This window comes from Nocardia vinacea (genome assembly GCF_035920345.1).
GTDB lineage: Bacteria > Actinomycetota > Actinomycetes > Mycobacteriales > Mycobacteriaceae > Nocardia > Nocardia vinacea_A.
Genome location: NZ_CP109149.1, coordinates 792,589 through 807,647 on the forward strand (window position 1 = coordinate 792,589; position 15,059 = coordinate 807,647).

General features: G+C 66.6%; 12 protein-coding genes and 2 pseudogenes. 6 read left to right on the plus strand and 8 right to left on the minus strand.

The window, feature by feature from the left end:
• Positions 1 to 35: 35 nt before the first annotated feature.
• Positions 36 to 3,980: a hypothetical protein gene (locus tag OIE68_RS03755; protein ID WP_327098006.1), complete on the plus strand. Its 3,945-nt coding sequence runs from the start codon at positions 36 to 38 to the stop codon at positions 3,978 to 3,980.
• A 47-nt stretch (positions 3,981 to 4,027) separates the two neighbouring features.
• Here the strand turns inward: OIE68_RS03755 and OIE68_RS03760 are convergent, their stop codons facing one another.
• Positions 4,028 to 5,122 carry a serine hydrolase domain-containing protein gene (locus tag OIE68_RS03760; protein WP_327098007.1) on the minus strand — a complete coding sequence of 365 codons (1,095 nt, stop codon included), beginning with the start codon at positions 5,120 to 5,122 and terminating at the stop codon, positions 4,028 to 4,030.
• A 284-nt stretch (positions 5,123 to 5,406) separates the two neighbouring features.
• Here OIE68_RS03760 and OIE68_RS03765 point away from each other — a divergent pair, with 284 nt between their 5' ends.
• Positions 5,407 to 5,925 (plus strand): RDD family protein, encoded by a 519-nt coding sequence (locus tag OIE68_RS03765; protein ID WP_327098008.1) that lies wholly within the window; start codon positions 5,407 to 5,409, stop codon positions 5,923 to 5,925.
• 41 nt (positions 5,926 to 5,966) lie between these two features.
• Positions 5,967 to 6,497: a gluconokinase gene (locus tag OIE68_RS03770; protein WP_327098009.1), complete on the plus strand. Its 531-nt coding sequence runs from the start codon at positions 5,967 to 5,969 to the stop codon at positions 6,495 to 6,497.
• Between the two features lies 1 nt (position 6,498).
• Here OIE68_RS03770 and OIE68_RS03775 read toward each other — a convergent pair whose 3' ends face one another.
• Positions 6,499 to 6,720, minus strand: a complete 222-nt coding sequence (locus tag OIE68_RS03775) for a hypothetical protein (protein ID WP_327098010.1) — start codon at positions 6,718 to 6,720, stop codon at positions 6,499 to 6,501.
• A 289-nt stretch (positions 6,721 to 7,009) separates the two neighbouring features.
• Between OIE68_RS03775 and OIE68_RS03780 the strand changes: the two are divergent.
• A pseudogene (locus OIE68_RS03780) lies at positions 7,010 to 7,408 on the plus strand (phosphatase PAP2 family protein); the annotation flags it as partial.
• 17 nt (positions 7,409 to 7,425) lie between these two features.
• Here OIE68_RS03780 and OIE68_RS03785 read toward each other — a convergent pair.
• From OIE68_RS03785 to OIE68_RS03795, 3 genes and pseudogenes are all read right to left on the minus strand, one after another.
• A complete protein-coding gene (locus OIE68_RS03785) occupies positions 7,426 to 8,226 on the minus strand; it encodes a M50 family metallopeptidase (protein ID WP_327098011.1) in 801 nt (266 codons plus the stop codon).
• A gap of 51 nt (positions 8,227 to 8,277) precedes the next feature.
• Complete coding sequence (locus tag OIE68_RS03790; RefSeq protein WP_327098012.1) at positions 8,278 to 9,327, minus strand: Gfo/Idh/MocA family oxidoreductase; 1,050 nt, start codon at positions 9,325 to 9,327, stop codon at positions 8,278 to 8,280.
• Positions 9,328 to 9,610: 283 nt separating this feature from the next.
• A pseudogene (locus OIE68_RS03795) lies at positions 9,611 to 10,165 on the minus strand (nitrate reductase subunit alpha); the annotation flags it as partial.
• Positions 10,166 to 10,310: 145 nt separating this feature from the next.
• Here OIE68_RS03795 and OIE68_RS03800 point away from each other — a divergent pair.
• Positions 10,311 to 11,252, plus strand: coding sequence for a tellurite resistance/C4-dicarboxylate transporter family protein (locus OIE68_RS03800; RefSeq protein WP_327098013.1), 942 nt, complete (start codon positions 10,311 to 10,313; stop codon positions 11,250 to 11,252).
• 115 nt (positions 11,253 to 11,367) lie between these two features.
• Positions 11,368 to 12,003: a LysE family translocator gene (locus OIE68_RS03805; RefSeq protein WP_327098014.1), complete on the plus strand. Its 636-nt coding sequence runs from the start codon at positions 11,368 to 11,370 to the stop codon at positions 12,001 to 12,003.
• 3 nt (positions 12,004 to 12,006) lie between these two features.
• Here the strand turns inward: OIE68_RS03805 and OIE68_RS03810 are convergent, their stop codons facing one another.
• The 3 genes from OIE68_RS03810 to OIE68_RS03820 all read right to left on the minus strand — a co-directional run bounded on the left by OIE68_RS03810 (position 12,007) and on the right by OIE68_RS03820 (position 15,029).
• Positions 12,007 to 12,546 carry a hypothetical protein gene (locus tag OIE68_RS03810; protein WP_327098015.1) on the minus strand — a complete coding sequence of 180 codons (540 nt, stop codon included), beginning with the start codon at positions 12,544 to 12,546 and terminating at the stop codon, positions 12,007 to 12,009.
• Between the two features lie 126 nt (positions 12,547 to 12,672).
• A complete protein-coding gene (locus OIE68_RS03815) occupies positions 12,673 to 13,347 on the minus strand; it encodes a response regulator (RefSeq protein ID WP_327098016.1) in 675 nt (224 codons plus the stop codon).
• The gene (locus tag OIE68_RS03820; RefSeq protein WP_327098017.1) at positions 13,329 to 15,029 is read right to left on the minus strand and encodes a sensor histidine kinase; all 1,701 of its coding nucleotides are present in this window, start codon (positions 15,027 to 15,029) and stop codon (positions 13,329 to 13,331) included. The genes OIE68_RS03815 and OIE68_RS03820 overlap by 19 nt, the downstream gene beginning before the upstream one ends.
• Between the last annotated feature and the right edge of the window lie 30 nt (positions 15,030 to 15,059).

Sequence of the window (15,059 nt, forward strand, 5' to 3'; positions counted from 1 at the left end):
GTCGGGTCCGGACCGCCCCCGCTTATCATTGGCCCGTGGTTGGCGCGGTCGAATCGGAATCCGATCTACGCAAGGGCGTGTCGCCGAGATCGGTGTTCGCCCAACGTCTGGTGAGCCTGTTCGAGGCCGCGGGCAATCCGAAACTCCGGCAGGTGGCCACCGCGGCCGAGGCGCGCATGAAGGCCACCCGCGGGCCGGCCAAGGGCGGTACCGCATCACTGCAGCGGATCAGTGACTGGCGCTCGGGCCGGAATGTACCCGCGCAATTCGAGACGCTGCTGCCGATTCTGCTGACCTTGATCGATCTGGCCAAGAAGTCGGCCGCGCCGGTGCAGCGCCCGCTGGTAGATCTGCCGGAATGGCGGCGGCTGTGGCAGGCGGCTGTCAGCTGGAAACCGGAGCACGATCGGGCCACCGCCGTGTGCCCCTATCGTGGGCTGACGTCGTATCAATCCGATGACGCCGCATGGTTTTTCGGTCGCATCCGGGCCACTACCGATTTCACCGAACTGGTGTCGAGCACGCTCGATGCGCCCCAGGGCGGGATAGTCGCCCTGGTCGGCGCGTCGGGTGCGGGCAAATCCTCGCTGCTGCACGCGGGTTTGATACCGGCGGTCAGGAAGGTCGAAAAGGATTGGCAGATAGCGACTGTCACTCCCGGCGCACAACCGCGGACCATGCTGGCCGAGGCCGTTGGCGACGACTGGGCGATCGGCAGATGCGGCTTGTTGATCGTGGACCAGTTCGAGGAACTGTTCACTGCCTGTCAGGACGAGCAGGAGCGCGAGGATTTCCTCTCCGCGCTGGCCGATCTGGGCGGCCGGCACGAAAATCGCTGGGTTACTGTGGTGTTAGCCGTCCGCGCCGACTTCTACGCGCCGTGCCTGGACTATCCGCTCCTCGAAGACGTACTGAACAACCGGGGTTATGTGCTCGGCCCGATGCGCCTGAGCGAACTGTCCGAGGCCATTACGGGCCCGGCCGCGGCGGCGGGGCTCGAACTCGAGCCCGGCTTGGTCGAATTGGTGGTCACCGAACTCTGTGGCCTCGGCGATCACCAGAACCGGCGCAGCTACGATCCCGGCGCACTGCCGCTGCTCTCCCATGTCATGGCGGCGACCTGGGAACATCGGGAACGACTACGCCTCACAGTGGTCGGTTATCGCAAGGCGGGCGGGGTCACGGGCTCGGTCGCGGCGACGGCCGAACAGGCCTGGGACGAACTCACCGTCAGCCAGCGGATCGAGGCGAAACCGCTACTGCTGAGCCTGGTCAGCGTCGGCTCGGACGGTCACGACACCAGGCGTCGCGCCGCCCGCGCCGAATTGATCACTCGGGCAGTGGATTCCGAGGCTGCCGATGCGGTGCTGGAAACGCTGGTGCGCGCCAGACTGGTCACCTCCGATGCCGACAGCGCCTACTTCACCCACGAAATCGTGTTGCGCGCCTGGCCCCGACTGCGGGCCTGGATCGAGGAGGATCGGGTCGGCTATCTGGTGCGCCAACGGCTGGAAGCCGACGCGGCGGACTGGTCCGCATCGGACAATGATCCCGCCCTGCTCTACCGCGGCACCCGGCTGGCAACCGCGAAGGAAGCCGCCGACCGGCACCCGGCCACCGAAACGGTGACCGAATTCCTCACCGCGGCACAGACTTCCCGAACAAGGTCACGACGCTGGGCCGCCGCGACCCGTGCGGTGCTCGCCCTGCTCGGCGTCGGTGTGCTCGTCCTCGGCATCGCAGCCTACGGCCAGGTCCGGCTGAAGGACGAGCAGCAGGACAATGCCCTGCTGTCAGCGGTGCTCGCCGAATCCGAGAGCCTGCGCAACACAGATCCCACCCTGTCGGCCCAACTCGCCCTGGTCGCCCATCGTCTCAAACCCGATGACCCGGACGTGAATTCGCGACTGCTGAGCACCCAGAATCTGCCGCTGGCCACCCCGCTGTCCGGCCATGTCGGCGCGGTCGACCAGCTCGCGTATCAACCGGGCGGCGCGCTGCTCGCCTCGGCGGGCGAGGACCACACCATCCGACTGTGGGATCTGACCGATCGCGCGCATCCGCAACCCACGGGCAAGCCATTGAGCTGCGAAGGCGCGGCGACCTCGGTGACGTTCAGCCCCGACGGGAAACTCCTCGCGGCGGCCTGCGGCAAGGTATTACAGCTGTGGAACGTCGAGGATCCGCGACATCCGGCCCCGGCGGCGGCCCCGATTGCCGGGGGTGTGTTACAGGTGGCCTTCGGTCCGAGCGGACGGATGCTCGCGGCGGCCGACAACAATCGCACCGTCACGCTGTGGAATCTGCAGAATCCGGCGACTCCGGCGAAAATAGGTGCCCCGCTGCCGATTCCGCAACAGATTCGATCGATGTCTTTCCACCCCAAGGGATCCTGGCTCGCCGTCGCCTACGACGATGCGATCCAACTCTGGACCATCGGGGCTGCCCCGGCACCGCTGGGCGCGCCGATCCCGATTCCGGCGCGGCCGGTACGTGCGGTGGCGGTCGGCCCGGACGGTGTGACCCTGGCGGTCGGCAGCGGTGGCGATTCGCCGTGGGCGGAGAATACCGGCGACGCCACCGTCGGCCTGTGGGATATCGCCGATCCGGTCCGGCCCGTCTTCCGCAGTTCGCTGCTCGCGGCCGCCAACTCGGCGGTGCGTTCGCTCGCGTTCGGCCCGGACGGCGACGTCCTCGCCGCGGGCAACCGCAATGGCGTCACGGTGTGGAACATCGCCGACCGTGCCAATCCGAGGCCGCTCGGTGAACCGCTGCTGGCATCGTCGTCGCCGTGCCCCGAGGTCAGCACCATGCTGGTCTGTCAGGACGCGCAGAACTCGCTCGCCTTCGGTCCGGACGGACATACCGTCGCCGCCGCGGGCGCGCTCGGCGTGGTCCGGCTCTGGTCGCTGGCGCCCGCCGTGCTCCCAGGGCGGCTCGGGTGGTTGCCGGTGCCGCCCACATTCAGCACCGAGGGCACCATGGTGACCGGCGCGATCAACGGTCGGGTCGCGCTGTGGGATGTGCGCGATCGCGCCGAACTGCGCAAACTCGCCGACCTCGGCCCCGGGCCGACCGAGCTTTATGCGGCGGGAGCCACGCTGAGCCGAGACGGACGCACGGCCACCTCGACGGTCGGAGCACCGCCGCGCGTGCTCGTGCACGACCTCAGCGATCCCGCGCATGCGCACACGATCGCGGAACTGCCCGGCGTCTTCGCCGCCATGATCAGTCCGGGCGGTCGCTATCTGTGGACCATTGCCGACGACGCGGCCTGGTCGTTTCAAGTATGGGATCTGGCCGACCGGGCCCATCCGGTCCCACTCGGTCGCCGGATGCCGCTGGCCACCGGCAGCGGGGGTGCATTCGCCATGTACGGCGTGCACGACGATTTGATGGCCAGCCTGTCATCGGATCGGTCGGATACCGGCCAGGAGCGATACGTCATCCGGCTCTGGGATCTGTCGAACCCGGCCGAACCCCGTGTGGTGAGCGAGGTTCCGAGCGAGCCCGGCAAACCGTTCGGCTGGATCGGCATCACACCTGACGGTAAGACACTGGTCAGTCTCGCCGCCGACACCCTGCAGACCTGGGATATCTCCGATCCCGCCGCGGTGCGCAGCCTGGGGGAGCCGATCGCGACGCACGGTTTGAACATCGTGTCCGTCGACTTCAGTCCGGACAGCGCGGCGATGGCGACCTCGAGCGCCGATTCGACAGTGCGAGTCTGGGATTTCACCGACCGTGCGCATCCGAAACCGCTCGGCCATTCGATTACCGTGCCGAGCACGACGAGCTGGCAGTTGGCCTTCGATCCGGCGGGCCGATATCTGATCGGCACCGGGAACGGCGTGATGAGCATGTGGGATCTGGATCCGCAGCACGCGATCGCGCGGATCTGCGATGTCGGTCGCGCGGTACTGACCCGCGAGGTGTGGCAGGCGCATGTGCCGCGCATGGCCTATCGTCCGCCCTGCTGATCAGAGGGGATGGCAGCCGACGGAGCTTGCGGAGGCGGCGGGGTGGGTCAATACAGTGCGCAGAAGGTTCGCGTGGCCGCATCGTCGAGAAACCGTGCGGCGGAGGCGTTGTCGGCGAGGTAGTGGAATTCGTTACCGGTGAGCAGCACTATGCGGCTGCCGTCCGGGCTGGCGACGACCCGATTGTCGTAGCCGAGTGTCCGGCCGAGGTAGGTCCAGACCGGACCGCAGGGTGCCTGCGCATGCAGGACGCCGAGTCCGTAGCCGTTGCCCGCATCGGGTGTCGGCACGGTGGTGGTGAGCTCGGTCTGTTGCGCGGGTGGCAGCAGTCGGCCGGAGTACAGGGCGTGGGTGAAGACGGCGAAGTCGTCCAGGGTGGAGACCATCGCGCCCGCCGCGCCGAAGATCTGTGGATCGACGACCGAGATATCGCGTTGCCAGGTGTAGCCGTGCAGCCAGTTGCCGTGTGGGTTCGGGTCGGTGACGGGAAAGGTGGTGTCGCGCAGCCGTAGCGGTTCGATAATGCGTTCGCGCACTTCGTCGGCCGTATGTCGGCCGGTCACGGAAGTGATCACCATGCTCGCGAGGACATAGTTGGTGTTGGCGTAGGAAAACCGCTCGCCGGGCGCTCCGGTCCGACCCCGCTGCAGCGCGATATCGACCTCCGCCTGGGGCGACCACGCAGGCCATGCCCTTACCCCGGCGATATAGGGCAGCGAGATCCTGGGATCGTCGGCGTATTCCGGCAGCCCGGAGGTGTGGTTGAGCAGTTGGCGCACTGTGATACCCGCACTGTCGGGCACCGCGCCGGGAATCCAGCGGTCGATGGGGTCGTCGAGGGACAGTCGATGTTCGGCCTCCAGTTGCAGCAGTACCACGGCCACGAACGCCTTCGTGAAGCTGCCGATGCGGAACCGCGCCTTCGGGTCGGCGGGGGTGCGCGTGGACAGCTCGCCGTAGCCCGCGTGCACGTATCGCGTTTCGGCTCCGTTCCGGACCATTCCGATGACGCCCGGAAAACCGTTCGCGACTCCGGCGTCGGCACCCGCCTGCAAGATATCGCCCGGTTCCTCGGCCCGCGCGACGCCGGGTATTGCCAACACGACGAGCACAGCGGCGACCATCCCCCTGATGGCAGTCATTCCCCTCCTGCGGCATGCGAGCCTGTTGCGAGACTCAAGCTACCGCAACCGGTCTGACACACCGGCATTCCGGTCCGGAATTCCGGTCTGCGTTCGTGAACTGCGCGGATGCGCCACTCGGCTTGCCGGTCGCTGGCTGCGTGCTCGCGTCGCCGCATAACGTCGGCTCGTCGAGCGGGAACAGGAATCACGCCGGCCGGGCCATGCGGAGGGGAGTTCGGCGGGTACGACTCCTGTTCCCGCCGCACGCCGCGATGCCACCAACCACACACCCGAGGGGAATTTTGAGCACGTCCAGTACCGCCTACCTCACCATCCCCTCCGGTCGGTATCGGCTCGCGGGCATGGGGACCCGGCTGGGCGCGCGGCTCATCGATACCGTCATCGTCGGCATACCGATCGGTATTGTCGCCGCGGTCGTGCTCGCGAACACAGACTCGTCGCATGAATTCCCCGCCGATAGCGATACCGATTCCGGATTCGGACTGGCGACCGCGCTGCTGGTCGTCGCACTCGGTTTGCTCGCCTGCATCGCCTACGAGGTCGGCTTGACCGCGACCCAGGGCGCGACCTTCGGGAAGAAGGCGCTCGGCATTCGCGTCGTGCGGATCGACACCGCCGACGCGCCGGGCGAAGGTATCGGCGGTGCGGCCGCCTTGATTCGCTGGGCGACGCTCATGCTCCCCAGCGTGCTGTGCGGTGTGTGGGGTGTGGTCTGTGCGGCGTCGCCGTATTTCGATCATCTCGCCCGGCAGGGCTGGCACGACAAGGTTGCCAAGACTTTCGTCCTCGCGGCGTTGTAGCGGATAGGGTCGCGGGTGCCCGACGAATAAGTGGAGGCCACATGGCGGCAACATCCTCGATGAAGGGTCCGCCCGATCGGCCCGTTGTCGTCGTGATGGGCGTCTCCGGATGCGGAAAATCCACGGTCGGTGCCCTGCTTGCCGAGACGCTGCAGGTCGAGTATGCCGAGGGTGACGATTTCCATCCGGCGTCGAATATCGAGAAGATGGCGGCCGGTGTGCCGCTGACGGATGCGGATCGCCTGCCATGGCTCGATATCGTCGCGGCATGGCTGGGGGAGCGGCGCGAGCGCGGCGGGGTGGTCAGCTGCTCGGCGCTGAAGCGCGACTACCGTGATCGGCTGCGGGCGGCCGCACCCGAGACGTTTTTCGTTCATCTGTCCGCATCGCGCGCGGAACTGGCCCGCCGAATGGAGACCCGCCGCGGCCATTTCATGCCCGCGACCTTGCTGGACTCGCAGCTGGCCGCGTTGCAGCCATTGGCCACGGATGAATTCGGTATCACCGTGGACGCGACCGAGGACCCCGCCGAGCTGGTCCGCGAGGCGGTAGCCGCCTGGGAGTCGAGCTGACTCAGGTGTCTGTGCGGCGCCGTGCGACCCGGGTCGCGAGCCAGGCCACACCGAGAATGAGCAGTGGGGTGAGCAGCAGCAGCGGTACCGTCGCCGCACCCGCGAGCGGATGCAGCCAGCCCGCGACGGTATCGCATATCGCGTCGATCAGGCCGCGAGCCAACTCTGCCACTGGCGAGTGCTCGTCCGGTCCGGTGCTGGCGTGGTCCGGCCATCGATTCACGGCCAACACCCTACGACATCGGAGCGGTATGTCCGGTAGATCCACGGCCGGACACTCAGCAACCTCACAGCTGCGGATCTGGCATCGTGGAGGTATGGCAAGTCGTTCGCTACCGGTTTGGAGCATCGCGGTGCTGACCGCGATGGTCTTCGCCATTACCGGAAGCGTGCTCGGACGCGACGGCATCACCGCGATCGATCAGCCGGGGACCGAGTGGATGGTCCAGCGTCGTACCGCGCCGGTGACGCCGGTCGCGATCGGGGCCAGCTACTTGGGTGGCACGCTGGCGATGACCGTGCTTGCGGTGGTCCTGTGTGTCGTGCTGGCCTGGCGTCGGAGGTGGCCGGAGGTGGTACTGGCTGGTGTGGCATCCGCAGGTGCGTGGCCGCTCGTTGTGGTCGGCAAACATCTCGTCGGACGTACGCGCCCGCCCGAGGCGGATCGTCTCGTCACCGTGACCAATCAGGCGTTTCCGTCCGGACACAGTCTCGGATCGATCGTGGTGGTCGGACTCCTTGCCGCGGTGGTGCTATTGCAACTGCACCGCCCGGCCGCCCGCCGGATCGCGGTGACCGTCGCGGCCGTATTCGTTGTGGCCGTTGGTCTTTCCCGCTGGTATCTCGGCGTGCACTGGCCGACCGATGTGCTCGGCGGCTGGTGTATCGGCGCGCTGTGGCTCGCGCTGTGTCTGGCGGCGTACCGGGCCTATCTGGTCGGCAGGGCCGGTGTGGTGCACTCTCCGCCGGAGACATTGGGAATGCACACACCCGCGGCCTCGGACAGCAGCAGCGCCCCGCCGACCAGCGCGGCCACCGCGATCGCGCCGAAGACGAATACCCACAGCAGCGCGGGGATATGAGTGAGCCGGGCGAGCTGATCGGCGTCGGAGTCCGCGCCCTGCGGCATATTCCAGCGGCGGACCCGTCCGCGCTGCAATTCGATCACCGGCCGGGTGCCCGCGAGCAGTAGGAACCACGCGCCGAGATATGCGAAACCGGCCTGGACCGTATCCGTTCCGAACCAGGAGACCGCGAAGATGAGAGCGCCCAAGCCGAATACCGTCAGCAGTCCGTAGACGTTGCGCACCTTGATCAGGACGGCGGCGAGCAAAGCGATCGCGGTCCAGAGCATGAGGGTGATCCGGTTGGCGCCGAGCAGTGCGGCGAAGCCGAGACCGAGCAGCGGTGGCGAGGGATAGCCCGCTACCGCGGTCAGAATCATGCCGAGGCCGTAGGGTTTTCCGCTCGATACGGTCAGGCCGGAGGTGTCGGAGTGCAGTGTGATGCTGTTGAGCCTGCGGCCGGTGAGCAGCGCGGTGAGTGCGTGGCCGCCCTCGTGCGCGATGGTGACCACATTGCGGGTGATCCGCCACAGCGGGCTGTATCCGACCAGAATCAGGGCCGCGACTGCTGTCGCGATGACCAACCACCATGGTGGCGCGGCCTGGGTTGTGGTGAGCCGGTCCGCGATGGAGGCACCGCGCTCGACGAATTCCGCTGTTTGCACCGCCGCACCTTATCCGGCCGCGGCGAGCTTCGCTGAGTCGTCGCGAGCCGGTCAGGTGGTGACGAGCTCGCCGAGATCCGCCGATCTGCGGGCAGCGTCGAGCAATCGCAAGGTGGTGACGGCGTCGCGTGGGTCGACCGGAACGGGTGCGCCGTCGAGGAGTGCGGCGGCCATGGCCTCGTAGAACGCGGGGTAGTCGCCTGCGATCGTGGGGACGGGTTCGACGGCGGGTTCCGCGCCCACCGTGCCCCACCGCTCGGGTTCGACTGTGCCCCATGGGCCGTCACCGGGGCGACGGCCCGACCGCAGAGCCTCTTCTTGTGGATCCAATCCGTAAGTGACGTAACCGGCTTCGGAGCCGAGCACCCGAAAACGTGGTCCCAGCTGCGGAGTTACCGCGCTCATCCAGAGGTGTGATCGCACACCCGAGATGTGGGTGAGTGCGACGAAGGCGTCGTCATCGGTCTGGATATTCGGCCGTCGCCGGTCCAGCTCGCCGTACACCGAGCGCACCGGACCGAACAGCGTCACCGCCTGATCGATCAGATGACTGCCGAGGTCGAACAGTAGTCCGGCGCCGTCGTCGGCGGAACCGACCTCGCGCCAGCCGCCCTTTGGTACCGGACGCCACCGCTCGAACCGGGACTCGAAACGGCGCACTTCGCCGAGCCGCCCATCCGCGATCAGCTGCCGCACCGTCAGGAAATCGCCGTCCCAGCGCCGGTTCTGGAATACCGATAGCGCCAGACCGGCATGCTCGGCCCGCGTGATCAGATCCTCGCCCTCGGTCACGTTCACCGCGAACGGCTTGTCGACGACCACCGGCAGCCCGGCGTCCAGCGCTTGCCGAGCCAGCGGCGCATGCGTTCGATTCGGCGTCGCGATAACCACGAGATCAATTCCCGCGATATCGGCGAACAGTTCGTCCGCGCTCGCCAGCACCCGCACCCCGGGATGCTCGCGCCGCGCCTGCTCCGCCCGCACAGATGACCCCGTAACCACCGCCGCCACCCGCATCCTCGGCTGCGCGGCGATCAGCGGTGCATGGAACACCGACCCGGCCAATCCGTACCCGACTATGGCGACCTGCAGGCTGCTCATCGTTCCGACGCTACCGGACCTCTCGACAACAACCTTCCGGCTGATCTGGGAGCGCGGCATTCGCACCGATATGCAGCTGACCATCGCGGCGCTGGAGCTCGCGGCTGAACCCACAAGGCCCGCTGATGAGTCCGGGCTTCTGGCTGCATCACGCCTCGCTGGAATGGCGCGCCATCGTAGAACGCAACCTGCGCCCCCTCGGACTTACCCTCACGGTCTGCTGCTGGATCATCGGCCCGGATTGGAATTACTGCGCCCTTTGCGCGACCCCGCCCGGCCCGTCGCCGCGCGATTTGATGGTGTGCACTTGAGCGGTGGCGATGATTTCGACGACTTCATCCCAATTCGCCCGCACCAGACCGTATTTGCCCCTGAATTGCTGGTATTCCCGACGCAGTACTGGATCGGCCTGGATTTCGGCCCATTCGGTGACCGGATCACCGGTGCGATGCTCGGCATCTCGATACATTTGCAGGAGCATGCCGTGGATATAGGGATAGTGGATCCGGGTCGGCGAATAGGTGTATCAGGAGAACACGTCATCGCGCGGGTAACCCCGTGGCTCGTATTCGGGACGGTCCGCGCCGACCGAGGGATAGTCGGTCGCCTGAGTCTCCCAGATGATGATTCCGTCTTTGACGTACACCTTCCGGCGGCAGGATCCGGTGCAGTTCACCCCGTATGTCGAGTACACGACCTTGTCGTCGCTCCTGCGGTCGCGGTAGAAGGTGTCGCCTTCGCGACCGCCGACATACTGCATGGTGTGCAGGTCCGGAGACAGTCGCTCGCGGTGAAAGAATTTCCCGGTATGCAACAACAGCGCATCCGGTTCGGTCATAGATCCTGCCACCTACCTTCGGACGGTGTGTACGACTATCCGGCTCCATCAAAACCCAATTGTGTCGCATTCCCCAGCCGCCTCGCCGAAATCGCTTGCTATCGAGTTGCTTGACCAAGATCGCATTTCGAGATGTGATATCGGGGTGGCACAGCGATGGTGGCAGGACCTACCGCCGATGGCGGGGGCGTTCGTCATGGCGACCGGAATCGTGTCGGTGGGGTTGCATCTCACCGGATTCGAGGTTGTCTCGTGGCTGGTATTCGCACTTGCGGCGGCGGTCTGGCTGCTGCTCGCGATCGACTTCGGCACGCGACTGCTGTGGCATCGTTCGCAATGGGAGGCCGAGGCCGATACCCCACCCGCATTGACCGGAGTCGCGGCGACAACGGTGCTCGGGACACGGTTATCACTGTCGGGCTGGCAGATTGCGGCTTGCGCATTATTGGTGCTGGCCGCGGCGATCTGGCTCGGACTATTGCTCGCGGTACTGCGACATTGGAATCGGCGAATGCCGGGCGGGGCATTCCTGGTTTGTGTTTCTACTCAGGGCCTCGCGGTGCTGGCGGGGACACTGGCCCTGGCCGATGTCGGTGATTGGCTCGTCTGGGTGGCGTTGGCGTTGTTCTGTGTCGGCGTGCTGCTTTATCTCGCGGCCTTCACTCATTTCGATATTCGGCAGGTGTGGATCGGTGCGGGCGATCAATGGGTCGCCACCGGTGCGCTGGCGATTTCGACGCTGGCGGCCGCCGAACTCGTTGGCGCACACCAGTGGACCGGCGCCGCGCATCTGCTGCTCGCGGTGGTCGCGCTGATCGTCCTCGGCCTCAACCTGTTCGGCTACACGATCCTTCTGGTCGCCGAGGTGATCCGCCCGCGACCCGAGTACGACATCCGGCGTTGGGCCACGGTTTTCCCGCTCGGCATGACCGCGGTGGCGACGCTGGCCACCAGTACGGCCACCGACCTGCCCGCACTGCGCACGCTCGGCGACCTGCTGCTCCTGGTTGCGGTGGGCGCGTGGGCGCTCACCTTCGCCGTATTGCTCGCGGACCGAACGACATTCGAATCCGGTCGGTCCGCGTGATCGACATCGGATTCGCTGGGCCTCCAGCACCCAGGCCCGCGCGTCGGCGTAAACACGAAAAGGCAAGGTCGAAGACGATGATTGGAACGGGTGTCGAAGCGGTAGGCTCCGACGAATGGTGCCCGCCTCTCACTTGGCCGCTTTCGCCTTGGCCGCACTGATCATCATCGTAATTCCCGGCCCGAATGTGCTTTTCGCGATCGGACGAGCCTTGGCACACGGTCGGCGCACGGCATTGCTTTCGGTGTTGGGGGCGACGGTGGGGTCGGCGGTTCCGCTGATTGCCGTTGCACTGGGGTTGGGTGTGGTGCTCGCGGCGTCGGCCGTGCTGCTGACGATCGTCAAGGTGGTGGGTGCGGGTTATCTGATCTACCTGGGCGTCATGGCGATTCGGGAAAGGAAGAGTCTCGCGGGGGCGCTGCGTTCGCCCGCGCTGGAAGCGAATCCGCGACGCATGTTCCGGCAAGGTGTGATCGTCGGCGCGACGAATCCGAAGACCATCGTGTTCTTCGCCGCCGTCCTACCGCAGTTCGCCGACCCAGCTACGGGCGCATTGCCTTTGCAGTTGCTGACGCTCGGGTCGGTAGGGCTCGGCATCCAAATACTCTCCGATGGAACGTGGGCCATGATCGCGGGTGCCGCGCGATCGTGGTTCGTCCGTTCACCGCGCCGCCTCGAATCCGTCGGCGCCACCGGCGGATTGATGATCATCGGCGTTGGTGCGAGCGTCGCGCTGAGCGGTACCAACTGAGGATTACGCGTGGTTGGTGGTGTTCCAGAACCCGATCCAGAGCGCACCCCACCAGCATGCCTGGGAGATGAGCAGGGTTAGCGCGCCGCGGGCGATCAGTGGTCGATCGAGGATGCCGCCATGGGCTGCGACTCGGTCGGTGAAGGCGGATGCTTGTAGACCGTTCAGCGTCAGGGCGACGACCAGCGCCATTTTGGTCTGGGTGGTGTGGTTGGCGATATTCGGTTCGAGGAGTACGCCGCTGGCGACCAGGCCGGTGACGCCCAGCCAGATGGGCAGTTGGAGGCGGTCGGCGACGGTCAGCATTTCGCGCAGGGGTGTGCGGCGCAGGACCCAGGCCACGGCGAAATAGTCGACCGCCAGCACCGCGCCGAAGCCGAGGACCAGCGATGCCAGGTGGATGAGCAACGCCGCATGGTGTAGTGCTGGCGTGCAGTGCAATTGGGTCGACAGCCAGATCGCCGTCGCGAGCGCGGCGCAGGTGGCAACCGTCCGGATTGCGAAACCGCGCCGGGTATGTACCCCGCCCACCAGCGCCGTCATCGGCGCCGCTTCAAGTCGCGGCCCTGCATTGTCGATCCTCACTCACACATAACTCGCCCGACCTGGTTAAGGTTAGGCACGCCTAATGCTAGTGTCTCCGATTTCGGTCGAGATCAACAGGGGTATTCAGCGGCGGCGCGGTGCTGCGGTGTACTCCTGTTCGGGGCGGCCGGTGGTGCCGTAGCGCAGCCGCATCTGGACCGTGCCCGCGGCGACCAGGGTGGCGAGATAGCGCTGGGCGGTGGCGCGGGAGATGCCGATGGCGGTGGCCACCTCGGCGGCGGAAAGCGGTGCGGTGGCCTCGAGAATGGTGTGCAGGACGAGGTCTTTGGTGGGGGAGGCGATGACGGTGGTCGCGGTGGGCGTCGAGGTCGGGCGTAGCGCTTGGAGTGCGGCTTCGATGCTCGCGTTATCGATCTGGGGTGCGGCGAGGGTGCGGCGGTAGCGGGCGTATCCGGCAAGGCGGGCCGCGAGCATGGTGTGCGGGAAAGGTTTCACCAAGTATGCGAGTGCGCCTGCGGCGAATGCGGCTCGCACGGTTGCGCTTTCGGTGGCGGCGGTCAATACCATGGCGTCGCAGTGCAATTCGCGCACGAGGTCGATGCCCGAACCGTCCGGCAGGTACACATCGACCAGCGCCAGGTCGATCGCATTGGCGGCGTTGAGTTCTCGCGCGGCGGCCAGGGTGTTCGCGGTGCCCGCGACAGTGAAACCCGAGATGGATTCGACGATTCCGGCGTGCAGATTGGCCACGCGGAAGTCGTCGTCCACCACCAGCACGGTCAGATCTGTTGCGGCCATGGCATCTCGCTGTCTACCAGTACTCCGGGGATTCGGGCGATGAATTCGGCGCCGGTGAGCGGCGGCGCACCACCGCGCGCACTGGCGAGCCGGACATCGCCGCCGTGCGCGCGGGCGATCTGGCGGATCAGCGCGAGGCCGACCCCCCGCCCGCCCGGCACGCCGTGATCGTCGCGAGTGGAGGTGCCCTCGGTGAATAGGGTGTCGATCATTTCGGGTGCGACACCGTCACCGCTGTCCACGACCGCGATGTGCAGCGTCGAATCCTCCTGCACCAGTTCGACTTCCACCTGTTTGGTGGGATCGGCGGCGATGCGCGCCGCCTCGATGGCGTTGTCGAGCAGATTGCCGAGCACGGTCGTGACATCGACGGGTTCGGCGAGATTGCCGTCCACCCAGGTATTCGGACCGAGTACGAGTTCGACGCCGCTCTCGCGCGAATGCGCCGCCTTGGCTGCGAGGAAGGCCTGCAGATACGCGTCGTGGATCGCGTCGATGCCGGGCGTCGCCGCACCGAGCGGGCCCGCACCGATCAGCTCATCGATGACATGTGACGCCTCGTCCGTGCGCCCGCCGTGCAGCAGTCCGCTGAGCAGGTGCATCTTGTTGGAGAACTCGTGGCGCTGGGCGCGCAGCACGGTACTCATCGATTGCACCGCGTCGAGTTGGCGGGTCAATGCCTCCACATCGGTGCGATCGCGCACGGTGAGCACGGCACCGAGGTTGCGCCCATCGCGGGTGACCGGTCGGGCCGCGACCACCACGATATGCGAGCCGATGGTGGCGGGCGTCGGCTGTTCGTCGAGCGCACGGAAGACCTCCAGCACCCGTGGCGTCAAACCGATCTCGTCGACCGGACTGCCGATCTCGGCGCTGATACCGAGCAGCCGTCGCGCCTCGTCATTGACAAACGTTGTGCGCCAAGCGGAATCGGCGGCGAGCACACCGCGGCCGATGCCGTGCAGCACCGCCGCCTGACCTTGGACGAGTTCGGCAAGTTCGGCGGGTTCGAGTCCGAGCGTCAACCCGCGCCATCGCCACGCCAGCAATGCCGAACCCGCGACGCCGATCAGTAGCGCAGCGGCGATGAACAGCGCCGCGGTGCGCAGATCGGAGAGCAACTGCCCGCGAACCGCGGTGGTCGAGATACCAACGCTCACCGCACCGACAATGCGATCCGAACCAGCTTCCACCACAGGAACTTTCGCGCGCACCGAAGGCCCGAGCGTACCGCGCTCCTTAACGATCACCTCTCGGCCCGCCAGTGCCTCCGACGGATCCGTGCTCACATGTTCGGTCAGTCGCGCCTCGTCCGGATGTGCCAACCGGATTCCGGCATCGTCGGTGATCACCACGAACAGCGCGCCCGTGCGCTGCGTTGTATCAATGGCTATCCGCTCCAGCGGTCCCGCGGTGAGCTCGGGCCGCAACTCGGGTGTCACCGTGCCGGGCGCGTATCGGGCGACCTCTTCACGTACCACCGGTTCGGCCGCGATGCTGCGCGCGATGGCCAGCGCACGCTGCCCGTACTGGTCGTTGAGGCGTTGGCCGCTGACGTAGCCGAATACCGCGAAGGCGGCGCCGAGGGTCACCGAGACGATCACGATCTGCAGCAGCAGCACCTGGGTGCGCAACCGGAAGTGTCCGGTCGTGCGCCGTCGTGCTCTGCCGTCCTTGGCCATTTCCGCAGCATAAACCACGCAGACGGGCGT